The following is a 16,652-nucleotide window of genomic DNA, read 5'->3' as shown; positions in this document are numbered from 1 at the left end:
CAACCCCCCCCACCCCCGCCCACCCGCCACGCGGCCGCGCCGACCCCCGGCGGACTGTCGGTCCCGACCCCGTAAGATCGACCACATGGCTTCGACGACCGCGCGCGGGCGAGCGAAGCGGCAGGGGCGCCAGAAGACCGACGCCGAAGGCCGCATGTCGCTCGGGCAGCACCTCATCGAGCTGCGCAACCGGCTCTTCCGCGCAGTCGTGGCGATCGTCGTCGGTGCGATCGGCGGCTGGTTCCTCACCCCGTGGGTGCTCGACTCGCTGCGGGCACCGGTGACCGAGCTCGCCAAGGTCGGCGGACACACGGCCGAGCTGAACTTCCCGATGATCACCGGGGCGTTCGACCTCAAGCTGCAGATCGCGATCACCATCGGCATCGTCATCGCCAGCCCCGTCTGGCTCTACCAGATCTGGGCGTTCATCGTGCCCGCGCTCGTCCGGCGTGAGCGGCAGTACGTCTGGGGCTTCCTCGGCACCGCGATCCCGCTGTTCTTCGCCGGGTGCTACTTCGGGTGGTACATCCTGCCGCACGTGGTCGGCATCCTCGGCAGCTTCGTGTCGAGCCAGGACACCTCGATCGTCGATGCGAAGGCGTACTACGACTTCGTCATCAAGCTCATCGTCGCGGTGGGCATCGCCTTCGTCCTGCCGGTCTTCCTCGTCCTGCTGAACTTCGTCGGGGTGCTGTCGGCGTCCGCGATCATCAACAGCTGGCGCGTCGCGATCCTCTGCATCCTGGTGTTCTGCGCCATCGTCACCCCCAGCGCCGACGTCATCTCGATGTTCCTGCTCGCCGTCCCGATGGTGGTGCTCTACATCGCGGCCTGCTTCATCGCGTGGCTCCACGACCGCCGTGTGGCCAAGCGCCAGGCGAAGCTCGACGAGGAGTACGGCCTGTGAGCGGCACGAGTGCGGCCGAGCGGTTCGCCGCGGCCAAGGTGCGCAACCGGTCGCGAAACCTCGAGCTCTTCCGGACGGACCTGCGGTTCGACCTCGACCCGTTCCAGTTCGCCGCATGCGACTCGCTCGACCAGGGCCGCAGCGTCCTGGTCGCCGCCCCGACCGGCGCCGGCAAGACCATCGTGGCCGAGTTCGCCATCTGGCTCGCCATGCGCCAGCCGACGGCGAAGGTCTTCTACACGACGCCGATGAAGGCGCTCAGCAACCAGAAGTACGCCGAGCTCGTCGACGTCTACGGCGAGTCCGAGGTCGGGCTGCTCACCGGCGACACGAACGTGAACCCCCGCGCCCGCGTCGTCGTGATGACGACCGAGGTGCTCCGGAACATGATCTACGCCGACTCGGACCTGCTCGACGACCTCGCTTGGGTGGTCCTCGACGAGGTGCACTACCTCGCCGACCGGTTCCGCGGTGCCGTGTGGGAAGAGGTCATCCTGCACCTGCCGACCGAGGTCCGCCTGGTCTCGCTCAGCGCGACGGTGTCCAACGCCGAGGAGTTCGGCGACTGGCTGCAGACCGTCCGCGGCGACACGGACGTCATCGTCTCCGAAGACCGCCCGGTGCCGCTCGAGCAGCACGTCCTGGTCGGTTCGAAGATGGTCGACCTGTTCGACTCGAGCGGTGCCGCGGCGACGAACCGCGTGAATCCGGAACTGCTCCGCATGGTCGGCGGCGGTTCCCGGAGTGAGCGGAACGGCGGCGGCCACCGCGGTCGGCGCGGTCGTGGTGGCTACCCCGAGCGTCGCGGGCCCCGCACCGAGAAGGTGCACCGCGAACAGATCGCGCACATGCTCGACGAGCGGATGCTCCTGCCCGCGATCTTCTTCGTGTTCAGCCGCAACGGCTGCGACCAGGGCGTCCGCAACGTCCTGCGCTCGGGCCTGTCCCTGACGACGGTGCAGGAGCGCAACGAGATCCGCGAGACGGCGGAGTACCACTGCCGCACCCTGCTCGACGAAGACCTGGCCGTCCTCGGCTACTGGGAGTGGCTCGAAGGGCTCGAGCGCGGGGTCGCGGCACACCACGCCGGCCTGCTGCCTGCCTTCAAGGAGGTCGTCGAGAACCTCTTCCAGCGCAAGCTCCTCAAGGTCGTGTTCGCGACCGAGACCCTGGCACTCGGTGTGAACATGCCGGCGCGCACCGTCGTGCTCGAGAAGCTCGAGAAGTTCAACGGCGAAGCCCGTGTGCCGATCACCCCGGGGGAGTACACGCAGCTCACCGGTCGTGCCGGTCGTCGTGGCATCGACGTCGAGGGGCACTCGGTCATCCAGTGGACCGACGGGCTCGACCCGCAGGCCGTCGCGTCGCTGGCCAGCCGTCGCACGTACCCGCTCAACTCGTCGTTCAAGCCGACCTACAACATGGCCGTCAACCTGATCGACCAGTTCGGTCGGCAGCGCACGCGCGAGGTCCTCGAGACGTCGTTCGCCCAGTTCCAGGCCGACCGGTCGGTGGTCGACCTCGCCCGCAAGGTCCGCTCGCAGCAGGAATCCCTCGACGGCTACCGCGAGGCGATGCAGTGCCACCTCGGCGACTTCACCGAGTACTCGGCGCTCCGTCGTGAGCTCTCCGACCTCGAGCGCACGAACGTGCCCGGCGGTCGCGAGGCGTCGCACGGCGCCCGCCAGGAACGTCAGGCCGCGATCACGGCGGTCCGCCGCCAGCTGCAGCGCCACCCCTGCCACGCCTGCCCCGAACGCGAGGCGCACGCCCGCTGGTCCGAGCGCTGGTGGAAGCTCAAGCGCGCCAACGACAAGCTCGTCCAGCAGATCCGGTCCCGCACGGGCGCCGTCGCGACGACGTTCGACCGCGTCACCGAGGTCCTGCTCGAGCTCGGCTACCTGGTGGACGCCGGCAGCGGCGAAGCCACGGTGGCCGCGGGTGGCCGTCGCCTGCAGCGCATCTACGGTGACCGCGACCTGCTCGTCGCCGAGTGCCTCGAGGCGGGGGTCTGGAAGGACCTCACCCCGGCACAGCTCGCCGCCATGGCCGCGACGATCATCTACCAGCCCCGCCGCGAGGACGCTCCCGGCACGGAGCACGCCCTGCCCCGCGGTGCGTTCCGCCCCGCGCTCGACGAGACACTGACCATCTGGTCGCGCCTCGACGACATCGAGCGTGCGGCGCGTCTGGCCGGTTCGCAGCCGCCGACCCCGGCGATGGCGGTCGGCATGTTCCGCTGGGCCTCGGGCTCGGCCCTCGACGACGTCCTCCGCACCCTCGACCTGCCGGCCGGCGACTTCGTGCGCTGGTCGAAGCAGGTCATCGACCTGCTCGACCAGATCCGGAACGCCGGCGACGACGAGCTCGCCCAGACCGCCCGACGGGCGACGGACGCGGTTCGCCGCGGCATCGTCGCCTACGCGGCGGTCTGACTGGAGGCACGGTGCGGGTTCCGGAGACCAGTGTGCGTGGGCTGCCCGCGCGCGTCGGCCGCGGGGCGGTCGCGACCGGCCCGTTCGCCGCGTTGCCGCTCGGCACCGCGCTGCCGTTGGCCGTCATCGGCGGGATCCTCTTCGCCCTCGCGTTCCCGTCGCCCGGGTGGTGGTTCCTCGCCTACCCGGCACTCGCCTGCATGCTGCTCGCGGTGATGGGACAGCGGGCGCGGCGCGCGGCGTGGATCGGCTACCTCGCCGGCGCGGCGTTCTGGATCCCGGCCATCTCGTGGGCCGGTCGTTACCTGGGCCCGGTCCCGTGGTTCGCACTCGCCCTGCTCGAAGCCGCGTTCTTCGCACTCGGCAGCGTCGCCATCGCCCTGGCGTACCGCTGGGTCGCACGCGTGGTGCCCTCGACCGCCGGACGTGTGTGGGGCCTCCCGGCCGTCGTCGCCGCACTCTGGACCGGACGCGAGTGGTTCTCGGGGAGCTGGCCGTACGGTGGTTTCGCCTGGGGGCGCGTCGGCCTGTCGCAGTCGCAGGGGCCGTTCGCGCACGTGGCCGCGTACGTCGGTGTCCTCGGCCTGACGTTCGTCGTCGTGTACTGCGTCGCGGTCGTGGTGTCGCTCGCGCTCGTGGCACCCCGTGTGCCGGACGTCACGCTCCGGCTGCCCGTCCGGGTGGCCACGGCGGGTCTGCTGGTCGCGGCGGTCCTGGCCGTGCCGGCGTGGCCGACGGCGACGAGCGGCACGATCCGCGTCGAGGCGGTGCAGGGCAACGGTCCCGCGGGGTACTTCGACCGTGCGGAGCCCGGCGACGTCCTGGCTGCGCAGGTCGCGGCGACGGACGTGGACGCGAAGGGTGTGGACCTGGTCGTGTGGCCCGAGGCCGGTGCGGAGTACGACCCGCGTCAGCAGCCGGTCATCGCGTCCGCCCTCGACTCGGTCGTGGGGTCGCTCGACGCCCCGATCGTGGCGGGTGCCATCACGCAGACCCCGTCGGGGGTGCTGCACAACACGTCGTTCGTGTGGACCGCCGACGGCTGGCAGTCGTCCTACGACAAGAAGCGCCCGGTGCCGTTCGGTGAGTACGTGCCCGACCGCTGGTTCTTCTCCAAGCTCGCGCCGTCCCTGATCGGACTGCTGCAGCGCGACTACACGCCGGGGACGAAGCCGAACGTCCTGTCGGTCGCGGGGATCCGTGCCGGCATCTCGATCTGCTTCGACATCGTCGACGACGGGCTGACCGCCGACATGGTGCGCGGGGGAACGCAGGTGATCCTCGCGCAGACGAACAACGCCGACTTCTCGGGCACCGACGAGAACCTGCAGCAGCTCGAGATCGCACGGATGCGGGCCATCGAGACCGGTCGGTCGCTCGTGAACATCTCGACCGTCGGAGCGTCGCAGGTCATCGACCCGAGCGGCCGCACGATCGACCGCGTGCCGGAGTACACCGCGACCTCGATGGTGACCGACGTGCCGCTCGGCACGTCCACCACCCCCGCGTCGATCCTGTCCGGCTCGATCACGCTCCTGCTCTCCCTCGGCGGACTCCTCGTGCTCCTCGCCTGCGCGCCCTGGGGTCGTCGAACCCGCTCTTGATCGGACTCGCCGCGCCCAGCCACTGGGAACGGACTGTGAATGCGCCGGTACGGGATGATGGGGCGTGGGACAGTGTTGTGGAGGGCAGACGAGCGAGAGGAGCACACACATGGCTGATCGGAGTCTCCGCGGCATGCGGCTCGGGAGTCAGAGTCTCCAGAGCGAAGAGGGCGTCGAGCTCTCGGATCGCAAGCGTGCGGTCTACCAGACGGATTCGGGTGAGACGTTCGACATCGTCTTCTCCGCTGACGCGGACGTCCCCCAGACGTGGTCCGAGCCCCGCTCCGGCCGTGAGGGCCGGCTGCTCGGTGACGACGGGATCCCCGTCGAGGTTGCCGAAGAGGACGTGAAGGCACCCCGCACCCACTGGGACATGCTGCTCGAGCGCCGCTCGCGCGAGGAACTCGAGGAGCTCCTCGAAGAGCGCCTGCAGGTCCTCCGCGCACGACGCGGCGCCTGACCCCACCGAACACACGACGACGCCCGCCCCGGTTCCCCGGGGCGGGCGTCGTCGTTCGTCCGTGCCGGAGCGTCAGCGCCGACCGGAGCCGTCGCTGGTCCGGTGACCGGAGGCGTCGTCGCCCGGCGTGGGCGGAGTCTCCTCGACCTGCTCGGCGGTCGCGTCGTCGGCGGCCGCCAGGTGTGCGTCGACACTGCGGTTCGACTCGGCCAGGCGTGCGTCGAGGTCGGACTCGGGGACGATGTCCGCGGCGGTGGCATCCGCGCGCGGCATCGTGGTGTCCGCGGCTGCGGTGTTCGCCAGGCTCTCGTTCGCGAGCTTCGAGATCCGGGACAGGAAGTCCGTCCCGCTGGCAGCGCCGCCGACCGGACCGGCACCACCGCCACCGCGGCTGGCACTGAAGCCCTTCGCGATGCCGGACAGGGCCTCGGTGAACTCGCTCGGGATCATCCAGAGCTTGTTCGACGTGCCCTCGGCGATCTTCGGCAGGGTCTGCAGGTACTGGTAGGAGAGCAGCTTCTCGTCCGGGTCACCGGTGTGGATGGCCTCGAACACGGTCGCGATGGCCTGGGCTTCACCCTCGGCGCGGAGCACCTGTGCCTTGGCGTCACCCTCGGCGGCCAGGATCGCGGCCTGCCGCTGCCCCTCGGCCTCGAGGATCTGGGACTGCTTGGTGCCCTCGGCCTGCAGGATCGCGGCACGACGGCTGCGCTCGGCACGGAGCTGCTGTTCCATGGCGTCCTGGATGGACACGGGCGGCTCGATCGCCTTGAGCTCGACTCGGCCGACACGGATGCCCCACTTGCCGGTGGCTTCGTCGAGGACGACGCGGAGCTGGCCGTTGATGTTGTCGCGGCTGGTCAGCGCCTCTTCGAGGTTCAGGCCACCGACGACGTTGCGGAGCGTGGTGGTAGTGAGCTGCTCGACGGCGCCGAGGTAGTTCGCGATCTCGTACGTCGCGGCACGGGCGTCGGTCACCTGGAAGTAGACGACGGTGTCGATCGAGACCACCAGGTTGTCCTCGGTGATCACGGGCTGCGGCGGGAACGAGACGACCTGCTCACGCATGTCGAGCAGCGGCCGCAGACGGTCGATGAACGGCACCAGGAGGTTCAGGCCCGGGTTGAGGGTCTTGTGGTACTTGCCGAGTCGCTCGACGATCCCCGCGGTGGCCTGGGGAACGATCCGGATCGCCTTCGCCAGGACGACGATCACGAAGATGACGACGACGAGGATGAGCACGAGCAGTGCGATCGTCCCCGGGGAGATGCTGGTCACGAGGTGGCCCTTTCTGCGAGGCGCACGACCGCGGTCGACCCCTCGATCGACTCGACGACCACGGGGGTCCCGAGTGGCGGTGTGCGGTCGACGGAGTCCGCGGCGAACCGCGCACTCCAGGTCTCGCCGTTGGCCAGGCGCACCTGACCAGGACTGGAGGAGGTGAAGGCGACCGCGACCGTGCCGGCGAGCCCGATGAGCCCCTCGACGTTGGTGCGGTGTGGGTCGGCACCGCGGCCGAGCGCCACGAGCAGGCGCGGGCGGACGAGCGACAGCAGCACGAGGGCGGCGACCGCGGCGACGATGGCGGACAGCCACCACGGGGCGCCGAGCAACGCGGCGATCAACCCGCCGGCGGCACCCGCCGCGAGCATGATGAAGATGAAGTCGAGGGTGAAGATCTCGACCACGCCCAGGAGCAACACCAGGCCGATCCAGACGGTGCTCTGGATCCAATCGATTCCGTTCACGCGATCTCCCTCCCTCGGTCGCGCGCGGCGGCTCGCTGCGTCGCGACAGCCGGTACAACTCCGTTCAACATATCAGGGCCGTCCGACGGCCGTGCAGGCGATTGGTAGGCTCGGTGCGCCCGACCGGCCGGAACCAGACCTGGAGAACACGACTGTGAGCAACCCCCTCGCCCCCGGATCCCTCACCGACAAGCGCGCCGTCGTCACCGGTTCGTCCCGTGGCATCGGCGCCGACACCGTCGGCTACCTCGCCGCGGCCGGTGCGAAGGTCGTCGTGAACTACCGCAACAAGGCCAAGCGCGCGGAGCAGATCGCCGAGAAGATCGTCGAGGCGGGCGGTTCCGCCCTGGCCGTCGGAGCCGACCTCACCGAGCACGTCTCCGTGCAGGCAATCGTCGACACCGTCGTGCAGGAGTGGGGCGGCATCGACCTGCTCGTGCTGAACGCCTCCGGCGGCATGGAGTCCGGCGTCGGCGAGGACTACGCGCTCCGCCTGAACCGCGACGCGCAGGTCGACATGCTGCAGACCGCCGTGCCGCACATGCCCGCCGGGTCCCGCGTGGTGTTCGTCACGAGCCACCAGGCCCACTTCGTCGAGACCGCCGAGACGATGGACGAGTACGTCCCGGTCGCCAAGAGCAAGCGCGCCGGAGAACTCGCCCTCCGCGAGCTCATCCCGCAGCTCGAGGCCGCCGGCATCGAGTTCGTCGTGGTCTCCGGCGACATGATCGAGGGCACGATCACCGCGACCCTGCTGAACCGCCTGAACCCCGGTGCGATCGAGGGTCGTCGGCAGGAGGTCGGCAAGCTCTACAGCGTGTCCGAGTTCGCGGCCGAGATCGCCCTGGCCGCCGTCGAGCCGATCCCCGCCGACCACACCAAGCTGGTCGGCGACGTCAGCGGCTTCGTCGGCTAACGTCGGGCGGGTGACCGCCAAGCCCGGCCTGCGCCGCACCTCCCGCATCCTGCTGCTCGACCCCGAGGGCCGCGTGTTCCTGATGGACACGAAGTCGCCCTCGTCGGACGGTGCCCACCGCTGGATCACGCCGGGTGGCGGGGTCGACCCGGGGGAGTCCCACCGCGACGCCGCGATCCGCGAGCTGCGCGAGGAGACCGGGATCGTCATCGACGAACCCGGCGAGCCGGTGTGGTCCTGGGACTTCACCGTCGAGTGGGACCTCGCCGACCACGACCGCGGGCACGCCGAGTTCTACGTCGTGCGCACGCCGGACTTCGAGCTGTCCGACGCAGAGTGGACCGACGACGAGCGCGTCGACATCCTCGCCTCGCGGTGGTGGACCGCCGACGAACTCGACGCGACCGACGAGGAGTTCGAACCCGCCGAGCTGCCGGACCTGGTGCGCCGTCACGGCGCCTGAGCACCGCACCACGGCCTGAGGACCGACCCAGGACCGGACGGGAGGCCCGTGGCGGCCCCGCCACGGGCCTCCCGTCGGTACGCTGACGCGCATGCACACCGATCCGGTCGACGACGACCCCACCGGCGCCGACGCGCACCCTGCCGACCGGCACGACCGGATCCGGGTGCGCGGTGCCCGCGCGAACAACCTGCGCGACGTCGACGTGGACCTGCCGAAGCGGCGGCTGACGGTGTTCACCGGGGTCTCCGGCTCGGGCAAGAGCTCACTCGTGTTCGGCACCGTCGCCGCCGAGTCGCAGCGGATGATCAACGAGACCTACAGCGCGTTCGTGCAGGGGTTCATGCCCTCGCTCGCGTGTCCGGACGTCGACCTGCTCGACGGCCTGACCACCGCGATCGTCGTCGACCAGGAGCGCATCGGTGCCGACCCGCGCTCCACCGTCGGCACCGCGACGGACGCGAACGCGATGCTGCGCGTGCTGTTCAGCCGACTCGGTCGACCGCACATCGGGGGGGGCCGAACGCGTTCTCGTTCAACCTCGCCACCGTGACGGCCGGGGGAGCGATCACGGTGCAGAAGGGTGCGGACGCGAAGGCCCAGAAGGTCTCGTTCACCCGGCTCGGCGGCATGTGCGCCGACTGCGAGGGTCGGGGGCTGGTCAACGACATCGACCTGACACAGCTCTTCGACGACACGAAGTCGCTCGGGGACGGCGCGCTCACGATCCCCGGGTACGGGACCGACGGGTGGAACGTGCGGCTGTACGCCGAGTCGGGCTACTTCGACCGGGACACCCCGATCCGTGACTTCACCGAGCAGGAGCGGCAGGACTTCCTGTACCGCGAGCCGACGAAGCAGAAGATCGCCGGCATCAACATGACCTACGAGGGGCTCGTGCACCGGGTCCGGCGCTCGTTCCTGCAGAAGGACCGCGAGGCGATGCAGCCGCACATCCGGGCCTTCGTCGACCGTGCGGTGACCTTCACGACGTGTCCGGCCTGCGACGGCACCCGGCTGAACGACACCGCCCGCTCGTCCAAGATCGCGGACCGCAGCATCGCCGACGTCTGCGCGATGCAGGTCACCGATGCCGTCACCTGGCTGCGGGGGCTCGACGACCCCGGGGCCGGGCCGTTGCTCGAGGGGCTCCGCGACCTGCTCGAGTCCTTCGTCGAGATCGGACTCGGCTACCTGTCGCTCGACCGCCCCACCGGCACGCTGTCCGGGGGAGAGGGGCAGCGCGTGAAGATGGTGAAGCACCTCGGCTCCTCGCTCAGTGACGTCACCTACGTCTTCGACGAGCCGAGCACGGGGCTGCACCCGCACGACATCGAGCGGATGAACGAACTGCTCGTCCGGTTGCGCGACAAGGGCAACACCGTCCTGGTCGTCGAGCACAAGCCCGAGGTCATCGCGATCGCCGACCACGTCGTCGACCTCGGGCCCGGTGCCGGATCCGGCGGTGGGACGCTCTGCTACCAGGGGCCCGTCGACGGGCTGCGTGCCAGCGGGACCGTGACCGGTCGGCACCTGGACGACCGCGTCACCGTGAAGTCCGCGGTGCGTCGTCCGGACGGGGCGATCGCGATCCGCGGCGCCTCGGCCCACAACCTGCACGACGTCGACGTGGACGTCCCCACGGGGGTGCTCACCGTCGTCACGGGGGTCGCCGGCTCGGGCAAGAGCACGCTCATCCACGGCTCGCTGGCCGGGCGCGACGACGTGGTCGCCATCGACCAGAGCGGGATCCGTGGCTCACGGCGGAGCAACCCGGCGACGTACACCGGCTTGCTCGAGCCGATCCGGAAGGCCTTCGCGAAGGCCAACGGCGTGAAGCCCGCACTGTTCAGCGCCAACTCCGAGGGCGCCTGCCCGGCGTGCAACGGTGCCGGTGTCGTGTACACCGACCTCGGCATGATGGCGGGCGTCGCGAGCCCCTGCGTCGAGTGCGACGGCAAGCGGTTCGACCAGTCCGTGCTCGGGTACCACCTGGGTGGGAAGGACATCAGCGAGGTGCTCGGCATGTCCGTCGCCGACGCGCTGGCGTTCTTCGCGGCGGGGGAGTCCGCACTGCCGGCGGCCCACACGATCCTCGCCCGGCTGGCCGACGTGGGGCTCGGGTACCTGACGATCGGGCAGCCGCTCACCACGTTGTCCGGGGGAGAGCGGCAGCGGCTCAAGCTCGCGACGCACCTCGGCGACCGCGGCGGCGTCGTGGTGCTCGACGAGCCGACCACCGGCCTGCACCTGGCCGACGTGGACCAGTTGCTCGGCCTGCTCGACCGGCTCGTCGACGCCGGTCGGACGGTCGTCGTGATCGAGCACCACCAGGCCGTGATGGCGCATGCCGACTGGATCATCGACCTCGGACCGGGTGCCGGCCACGACGGCGGGCGGATCGTGTTCGAGGGGACGCCCGCCGAGCTGGTGGCGGCACGGTCGACGCTGACCGGGCAGCACCTGGCGGCGTACGTCGGAGCCTGAGCCGGGGGAACATGTGAGTGGTGCGCTTCGCATCGTGAGCAGCAATGGTCGAGTCCTGCGGATGGACTCGACCATTGCTGCTCACCAGGTGTCTCCGGCGTCGAGCTTGCAGCTGTTCAGGAACCCGGGCGTACCGTCCGGCGCATGAGCTACAGCCAGCCTGACCCAGCCGAAGAGACCACCCAGAGCGAGTCGCCGGAGCAGCCCGACACCGACCAGGACACCCTGGAGGAACAGGGCGGCGAGCCGGCAGCGCTCGAGATCGACGCCGACGACGTCCCGACGAAGCCCGCCGACTGACGCCGTCGTCACCCGGTGAGCAGAAAAGGTCGAGTCCGGAGTACGGACTCGACCTTTTCTGCTCACTCAGCGCTCTCCGCGGACTTCCAGCTGTGCGCCGATAATGCATATTATGTCAACTCAGGCTCATGTCAACTCAGGTGTTACCACCCGGTCCGCTCGGCTGACGGCACGCTCGACATCGCTTCCCTAGCGTGGACGTGTGCACGATCACCGAGATGACCAACGCCGCTCCCGAACCGTGACACCCCGGGTCCTGTTCGCCGTCGCCCTGTCCGCGTTCCTCGTGCTGATCGGCACGACACCCGCGTCGGCGCACGCGGCGCTGACCTCGAGTGATCCGGCGGACGGCGCCACGGTCGCCACCGACCTTGAGCGAGTCACGCTCACCTTCAGCGAGGCACCGCTGGCCGGGCTCGAAGCCGGTCTGCGCGTCGAGGTCCGCGATGACGGTGGTACCGACGAGTCCTCCGGAGCGGTGACCGTCGAGGGCACCACGATGTCGAAGGCGGTGTCGCTCTCCCCCGGCCCGCACACCGTCGTCTGGCGGTACGTCTCCCCCGACGGCCATCCGATCGAGGGGCAGCTCGCGTTCACGGTGGAACCGGCCGCATCGCAGTCCGTTCCCCCGCCCACGACCAGCCCGACGGCCGCGGCCACGCCGTCCGCTGTCTCCACTGCAGCGGCAGCCGCATCGAACACCGGTGCCGGTACGCACGCGCACGGGCACGGCGGGCAGGCGCTCCTGTTCGGGGTCGTCGGGATCCTCGCGGTGCTGGTCATCGGCGCGGTCGTGCTGCGCATCCGCCGAGGCGCGGACGCGCGGACCGAGGGCTGACGGGAACGCCCGAGCCTCAGAACACCGCGACGGTCATGCCCGACGACGTCGCGGGTCGGTCCATCGCGACGAGCGCCTCGGGCAGGTCGTCGAAGCCGATCGTGCGGCCGATCGTCTGCTCCGGACGCAGTCGCCCCGCCACGACGGCGTCGAGCATCGCGCCGTACTCCCCGACCGCTGCGCCGTGGCTGCCGAGCAGTTCGAGTTCGTCGGCGATGATCCGGCCCATCGGGATCGCCGGAGTGGCTTCGTCGTCGAGGAGCAGCCCGACCTGCACGTGCCGGCCGCGCGGACGCAGGGACGCCACGGCGGCGACGGAGGTGGCACGGCTGCCGTAGGCGTCGAGCGAGAGGTGCGCTCCGCCACCCGTGCGGGATCGGACCGTCGTGACGGCATCGGCGTCCATCAGCACGGTGTCGGCGCCCAGGGCGGTGGCGCGCTCGAGTGCGGCCGTGGAGACGTCGACGGCGACGACGTGCGCGCCGGCGGCCACGGCGACCATGACCGCGGAGAGTCCGACTCCCCCGCAGCCGTAGACCACGACCCACTCCCCTGCGGCGACGCGCCCTCGGGCGTGCAGGGCGTGGAACGCGGTGCCGAACCGGCAGCCGAGCGCCGCCGCCACCGAGAAGTCCACGGCGTCCGGCAGCGCGACGAGGTTGAGGTCGGCGTGCGGGACGACCAGGGAGTCCGCGTACGAGCCCTGCAGGTCGAACCCGGGCTGCTGCTGGGCGGTGCACACCTGGGTGGCGCCGTCGAGGCATTCGGCGCAGGTCCCGCAGGCGAACACGAACGGGGCCGTGACCCGGTCGCCGACGGCGAAGCGCTGGACGCCCGCCCCGATCGCCGCGACGACACCAGCGAACTCGTGGCCGGGCACGTGCGGCAGCCGCACCGAGTCGTCGTGCCCCTTCCACGCGTGCCAGTCGCTGCGACAGACACCGGTGGCAGCCACCCGGACGACGACGCCGTGCTCGGGCGCGACCGGTTCCGGCAGGTCGACGATCGAGGGGACGGAACCGAACTGGGAGTACTGGACGGCGCGCATGCGGCCATCCTGACAGACGCGACCCGCGCGTCGGGGTCCCCACGGGCCTCCAGGCCGACGGGCACCCGGCCACCCGACCACGCGAGCGGTCCACCCCGACCCGATCGGCCGTTGCGCCGCAGGCGCATCCGCCGGTTGACTCGTCACGTGACCGATCTGCGCTTCTCCGCCGACCCCGCCGACCTCGACGTCGACCGCGTGCACCGCTGGCTGAGCGAGGAGTCGTACTGGGCCCGCGGGCGTGACCGGGCGACGCAGGAGGCGATCATCGCCGGCTCCCGGAACTTCGGCGTGTACGACGCGACGACCGGCGCGCAGCTCGGCTACGCGCGGGTGATCACCGACGGCGTGACGTTCGGGTGGCTCGCCGACGTGTTCGTGGACCCCGACGCCCGGGGCCGCGGTGTCGGGGTCGCACTCGTGCGCGGCGTGACCGAGGCGGTCGAGCCGCTCGGCCTGAAGCGCTTCGCCCTGTTCACCGCGGATGCCCACGGGCTGTACGAGCGGTTCGGGTTCCGCCCGCTGCCCGACCCGGACGGCTGGATGATGCGCCCCGGGCCGGGGTTCGGTGCCGACGTGCACGACTGACGGAGCGTTGCCCCTCAGTACTCGATGCGTCCCTCGCGGTTGTGGAACTCCCCCGTCGGCCCGTCGGTGCCGATCGTCGCGAGCATGACCGTGGCGTCGGTGCCCTCGGTGATCGTCTGGTGTCCGCCGAACCCGTTGAACTCCGTCGCGGTGTAGCCCGGGTCGCTCGCGTTCACCCGGAACCCCGGCAGGTTCTTCGCGTACTGCACGGTCAACGCGATCACGGCCGCCTTCGACGCCGCGTACGGCACCGCCGGCACCCCGTACTCGTCGTGCCCCGGCGTCGTCAGCCAGCGCGGGAAGCCCACCCCCGACGAGACGTTCACGATGACGGGTGCTGCCGAGCGTCGCAGCAGTGGCAGCGCGGCCTGGGTCACCCGGACGATGCCGGTGACGTTGGTGTCGAGCACTGTCGCCATCGCGCTCGCGTCGAGGTCGTCGACCCCGAACGAGGTGCCGAGGATCCCGGCGTTGTTGACGAGGACGTCGAGTTCGGGGATCGTCGCGATCGCCGCGTCGATGCTGGCCTGGTCGGTGACGTCCAGCCGCACGACGTGGGCGCCGAGTGCGCGGGCGTCGTCTCCGGCGGCGGGGTCGCGCATGCCGGCGTGGACGGTGTGGCCGGCCTCGATCAGTCGGCGTGCGGTCTCGAGTCCGAGGCTGCGGTTGGCCCCGGTGATCAGTGTCGTTGTCATGTGCCCAGCCTGCCCCCGCCGGCCCGGCTCCCCCAGGCACGGTGCGACGGTGGGACCGGCAGTACCAGGACGGACAGGAGGCGCGGGGCGATGATGGTGGTCATGAGCGAGTTCGCGAACGTGTTGCGTTCCTGGCGTGACCGGGTGCGTCCCGAGGCGGTCGGCCTGCCGGCCGGTCCCGGCAGACGGACCCCGGGCCTCCGCCGCGAGGAGCTCGCCGCGCTGGCGGGCGTGAGCGTCGACTACGTCGTCCGCCTCGAGCAGGGCCGGGCGACGAACCCGTCGCCGCAGCTGCTCGCGGCCCTCGCGACGGCGCTCCGGCTGTCGTCCGAGGAGCGGGACCACCTGTGCCGGGTGGCCGGCGTCGCCCCGCCGTCGCGTCAGGTGGTGCCGCGGCACATCACGCCCGGCGTGCAGCGGCTGGTCGACCGGCTCGGCGACGTGCCGCTCGCGGTGTTCACGGCCACCCATGACATCGTGCTCTGGAACGAGCTGTGGGCCGCGGTGAACGGCGACCCCTCGCGGTACGTCGGGCTCGATCGCAACCTGGTCTGGCGGCACTTCACGCAGGAGCGCGACGGGGTGGACTGGGACGACGAGCACCAGGAGGAGTTCTCGAGCGACCTCGCCGCCGACCTGCGGCAGGCCTACGGGCGCTACCCGGCGGACCGTGACCTGGCGGACCTGGTCGAACGGCTGCTGCGGGAGTCCCCCGAGTTCGCCCGCCGCTGGGAGACCGGCCGGATCGCCGAGCACCGTGCGAGCCGCAAGGTCGTGCACACGCCCGTCGGGCCGGTGGAGATCGACTGCGACGTGCTGAGCGTCCCCGGCGGTGACCTGCGGATCGTCGTCTACACGGTCGTGCCGGGCTCCGAGGACGCCGCGAAGCTCGACCTGCTCCGGGTCACCGGCCTGCAGGAGCTCACGCCGCGGTGAACACCAGCGACGCGTTCTGACCGCCGAACCCGAACGAGTTGTTCAACGCGGCACGGAGCGGCGCGGTCCGGGCGGTGCCGGAGACGACGTCGAGGTCCACCGCGGGGTCGAGCCGGTCGAGGTTCAGGGTCGGTGGCACGGTCCTGGTCTCCAGCGCCCGCAGGGTCAGGATCGCCTCGACCGCGCCGGCAGCGCCGAACATGTGCCCGATGGCGCTCTTCGGAGCGGTGACCAGCGCTCCGGTCCCCACCGCACGGCTGATGGCGGCTGCCTCGCCGACGTCGCCGACCGGCGTACCCGTCGCGTGCGCGTTCACGTGGTCGACGTCCGCACCGGTGAGGCCCGCCATCCGGATCGCGGCGCGCATCGCCCGCTCCTGCTCGCTGCCGTCCGCCAGCGGTGCGGTGATGTGATGCGCGTCCGAGGTGATCCCCCACCCGGCGAGCGTGCCGTGCGACCGCTGCCCTCGGGCGGCGGCGTGGTCGGCACGCTCGAGCACGACGATGCCGGCGCCCTCACCGAGGACGAAGCCGCGGCGGTCGGCGTCGAACGGACGGGACAGGGTCGTCGGGTCGTCGCCGTCGGGCTTCGCGAGGGCCTGCGACTGGGCGAACGACGCCATCGTCACCGGGGTGACCGCGGCCTCGGTCCCGCCGGTGATGACGACGTCCGCCTCACCGGTGGCGATGAGCCGCGCGGCGGTGGCGATGGCCTCGGCCCCCGAGGCGCAGGCCGACACCGTCGTGTACGCACCGCCCCGCGCCCCGTACGCGATGCTGATCTGCGCGGCGGCACCGTTCGCCATGAGCATCGGCACCGTGCGCGGTGAGACCCGTCGAGCACCGGACGCCCCGAGCACGTCGTGGGCGTCGAGGAGCGTCTCCACTCCCCCGATCCCGGTGCCGATGACCACGGCGAGGCGGTCGCCCTCCACCGCGGGGGCACCGGCGTCGGCCCAGGCCTCGTCCGCGGCGACGAGTGCCAGCTGCTGACTGCGGTCGAGACGGTTCGCACGGACCCGCCCGAGCGCACCCTCGGCGTCGAGTGCGGCATCGGCCCCGACCCGGATCGGCACCTGTTCCCAGAGCGCTCCGTCGCGGTGCAGGGCCCGGACGCCGGAGCGACCGGCCACCAGGGCGTCCCAGAGCGGCGCGACGCCGTGACCGAAGGGTGAGACCGCGCCGTAGCCGGTGATGACGATGTCCACGGGAACTCCTCTTGTACGTT

15 protein-coding genes and 1 pseudogene are annotated in these 16,652 nt (G+C 71.1%); 11 read left to right on the top strand and 5 right to left on the bottom strand.

Going from position 1 to position 16,652, the window contains the following annotated elements:
• The first annotated feature begins 154 nt into the window (after positions 1-154).
• From tatC to ORG17_RS09105, 4 genes are all read left to right on the top strand, one after another.
• A complete protein-coding gene (gene tatC, locus ORG17_RS09120; RefSeq protein WP_214527951.1) occupies positions 155-907 on the top strand; it encodes a twin-arginine translocase subunit TatC in 753 nt (250 codons plus the stop codon).
• Entirely contained in the window at positions 904-3,342 is a 2,439-nt protein-coding gene (locus tag ORG17_RS09115) for a DEAD/DEAH box helicase (protein ID WP_214527934.1), read from the top strand. Before tatC ends, ORG17_RS09115 begins: the two co-directional genes overlap by 4 nt.
• A gap of 32 nt (positions 3,343-3,374) precedes the next feature.
• Complete coding sequence (lnt, locus tag ORG17_RS09110; protein ID WP_214527935.1) at positions 3,375-4,946, top strand: apolipoprotein N-acyltransferase; 1,572 nt, start codon at positions 3,375-3,377, stop codon at positions 4,944-4,946.
• A 109-nt stretch (positions 4,947-5,055) separates the two neighbouring features.
• A complete protein-coding gene (locus ORG17_RS09105; protein WP_027465636.1) occupies positions 5,056-5,406 on the top strand; it encodes an RNA polymerase-binding protein RbpA in 351 nt (116 codons plus the stop codon).
• Positions 5,407-5,478: 72 nt separating this feature from the next.
• Here ORG17_RS09105 and ORG17_RS09100 read toward each other — a convergent pair whose 3' ends face one another.
• Entirely contained in the window at positions 5,479-6,684 is a 1,206-nt protein-coding gene (locus tag ORG17_RS09100; protein ID WP_214527936.1) for an SPFH domain-containing protein, read from the bottom strand.
• Complete coding sequence (locus tag ORG17_RS09095) at positions 6,681-7,154, bottom strand: NfeD family protein (protein ID WP_071244706.1); 474 nt, start codon at positions 7,152-7,154, stop codon at positions 6,681-6,683. The genes ORG17_RS09100 and ORG17_RS09095 overlap by 4 nt, the downstream gene beginning before the upstream one ends.
• Positions 7,155-7,308: 154 nt before the next feature.
• On the opposite strand from ORG17_RS09095, the gene ORG17_RS09090 reads away from it, so the two are divergent.
• The 5 genes and pseudogenes from ORG17_RS09090 (at position 7,309) to ORG17_RS09070 (ending at position 12,158) form a co-directional block, all read left to right on the top strand.
• Complete coding sequence (locus ORG17_RS09090) at positions 7,309-8,070, top strand: SDR family oxidoreductase (RefSeq protein WP_214527937.1); 762 nt, start codon at positions 7,309-7,311, stop codon at positions 8,068-8,070.
• A gap of 10 nt (positions 8,071-8,080) precedes the next feature.
• Positions 8,081-8,533 (top strand): NUDIX hydrolase, encoded by a 453-nt coding sequence (locus ORG17_RS09085; RefSeq protein ID WP_173033886.1) that lies wholly within the window; start codon positions 8,081-8,083, stop codon positions 8,531-8,533.
• 91 nt (positions 8,534-8,624) lie between these two features.
• A pseudogene (locus ORG17_RS09080) lies at positions 8,625-11,020 on the top strand (ATP-binding cassette domain-containing protein).
• A 144-nt stretch (positions 11,021-11,164) separates the two neighbouring features.
• On the top strand, positions 11,165-11,320 hold the full coding sequence (locus tag ORG17_RS09075) for a hypothetical protein (protein WP_163343611.1): 156 nt from the start codon (positions 11,165-11,167) through the stop codon (positions 11,318-11,320).
• A gap of 241 nt (positions 11,321-11,561) precedes the next feature.
• On the top strand, positions 11,562-12,158 hold the full coding sequence (locus ORG17_RS09070; RefSeq protein ID WP_214527938.1) for a copper resistance CopC family protein: 597 nt from the start codon (positions 11,562-11,564) through the stop codon (positions 12,156-12,158).
• A 16-nt stretch (positions 12,159-12,174) separates the two neighbouring features.
• On the opposite strand, the gene ORG17_RS09065 is transcribed toward ORG17_RS09070, so the two are convergent.
• Complete coding sequence (locus tag ORG17_RS09065; protein WP_214527939.1) at positions 12,175-13,206, bottom strand: alcohol dehydrogenase catalytic domain-containing protein; 1,032 nt, start codon at positions 13,204-13,206, stop codon at positions 12,175-12,177.
• 147 nt (positions 13,207-13,353) lie between these two features.
• Between ORG17_RS09065 and ORG17_RS09060 the strand changes: the two genes are divergently transcribed.
• Positions 13,354-13,794: a GNAT family N-acetyltransferase gene (locus ORG17_RS09060; protein ID WP_027465627.1), complete on the top strand. Its 441-nt coding sequence runs from the start codon at positions 13,354-13,356 to the stop codon at positions 13,792-13,794.
• 14 nt (positions 13,795-13,808) lie between these two features.
• Here ORG17_RS09060 and ORG17_RS09055 read toward each other — a convergent pair whose 3' ends face one another.
• Positions 13,809-14,489: an SDR family NAD(P)-dependent oxidoreductase gene (locus ORG17_RS09055; RefSeq protein WP_214527940.1), complete on the bottom strand. Its 681-nt coding sequence runs from the start codon at positions 14,487-14,489 to the stop codon at positions 13,809-13,811.
• A 102-nt stretch (positions 14,490-14,591) separates the two neighbouring features.
• Between ORG17_RS09055 and ORG17_RS09050 the strand changes: the two genes are divergently transcribed.
• On the top strand, positions 14,592-15,425 hold the full coding sequence (locus ORG17_RS09050; RefSeq protein WP_175474960.1) for a helix-turn-helix domain-containing protein: 834 nt from the start codon (positions 14,592-14,594) through the stop codon (positions 15,423-15,425).
• On the opposite strand, the gene ORG17_RS09045 is transcribed toward ORG17_RS09050, so the two are convergent.
• Positions 15,412-16,632 carry a beta-ketoacyl-[acyl-carrier-protein] synthase family protein gene (locus ORG17_RS09045; protein WP_214527941.1) on the bottom strand — a complete coding sequence of 407 codons (1,221 nt, stop codon included), beginning with the start codon at positions 16,630-16,632 and terminating at the stop codon, positions 15,412-15,414. The genes ORG17_RS09050 and ORG17_RS09045 overlap by 14 nt on opposite strands.
• Positions 16,633-16,652: the final 20 nt, after the last annotated feature.

Source organism: Curtobacterium flaccumfaciens pv. betae (assembly GCF_026241855.1).
In the GTDB taxonomy this organism is placed as follows: domain Bacteria; phylum Actinomycetota; class Actinomycetes; order Actinomycetales; family Microbacteriaceae; genus Curtobacterium; species Curtobacterium flaccumfaciens.
The sequence above is the reverse complement of the archived record's forward strand: the minus strand, read 5'-3'. Positions and strand labels throughout refer to the sequence as shown.

What these genes read in the sequence shown, in the direction of transcription:
- ORG17_RS09075 (WP_163343611.1), top strand. Translation starts at nt 11,165, where the DNA reads ATGAGCTACAGCCAGCCTGACCCAGCCGAAGAGACCACCCAGAGCGAG.
- tatC (WP_214527951.1), top strand. Translation starts at nt 155, where the DNA reads ATGTCGCTCGGGCAGCACCTCATCGAGCTGCGCAACCGGCTCTTCCGC.
- ORG17_RS09065 (WP_214527939.1), bottom strand. Translation starts at nt 13,206, where the DNA reads ATGCGCGCCGTCCAGTACTCCCAGTTCGGTTCCGTCCCCTCGATCGTC.
- ORG17_RS09055 (WP_214527940.1), bottom strand. Translation starts at nt 14,489, where the DNA reads ATGACAACGACACTGATCACCGGGGCCAACCGCAGCCTCGGACTCGAG.
- ORG17_RS09105 (WP_027465636.1), top strand. Translation starts at nt 5,056, where the DNA reads ATGGCTGATCGGAGTCTCCGCGGCATGCGGCTCGGGAGTCAGAGTCTC.
- ORG17_RS09050 (WP_175474960.1), top strand. Translation starts at nt 14,592, where the DNA reads ATGAGCGAGTTCGCGAACGTGTTGCGTTCCTGGCGTGACCGGGTGCGT.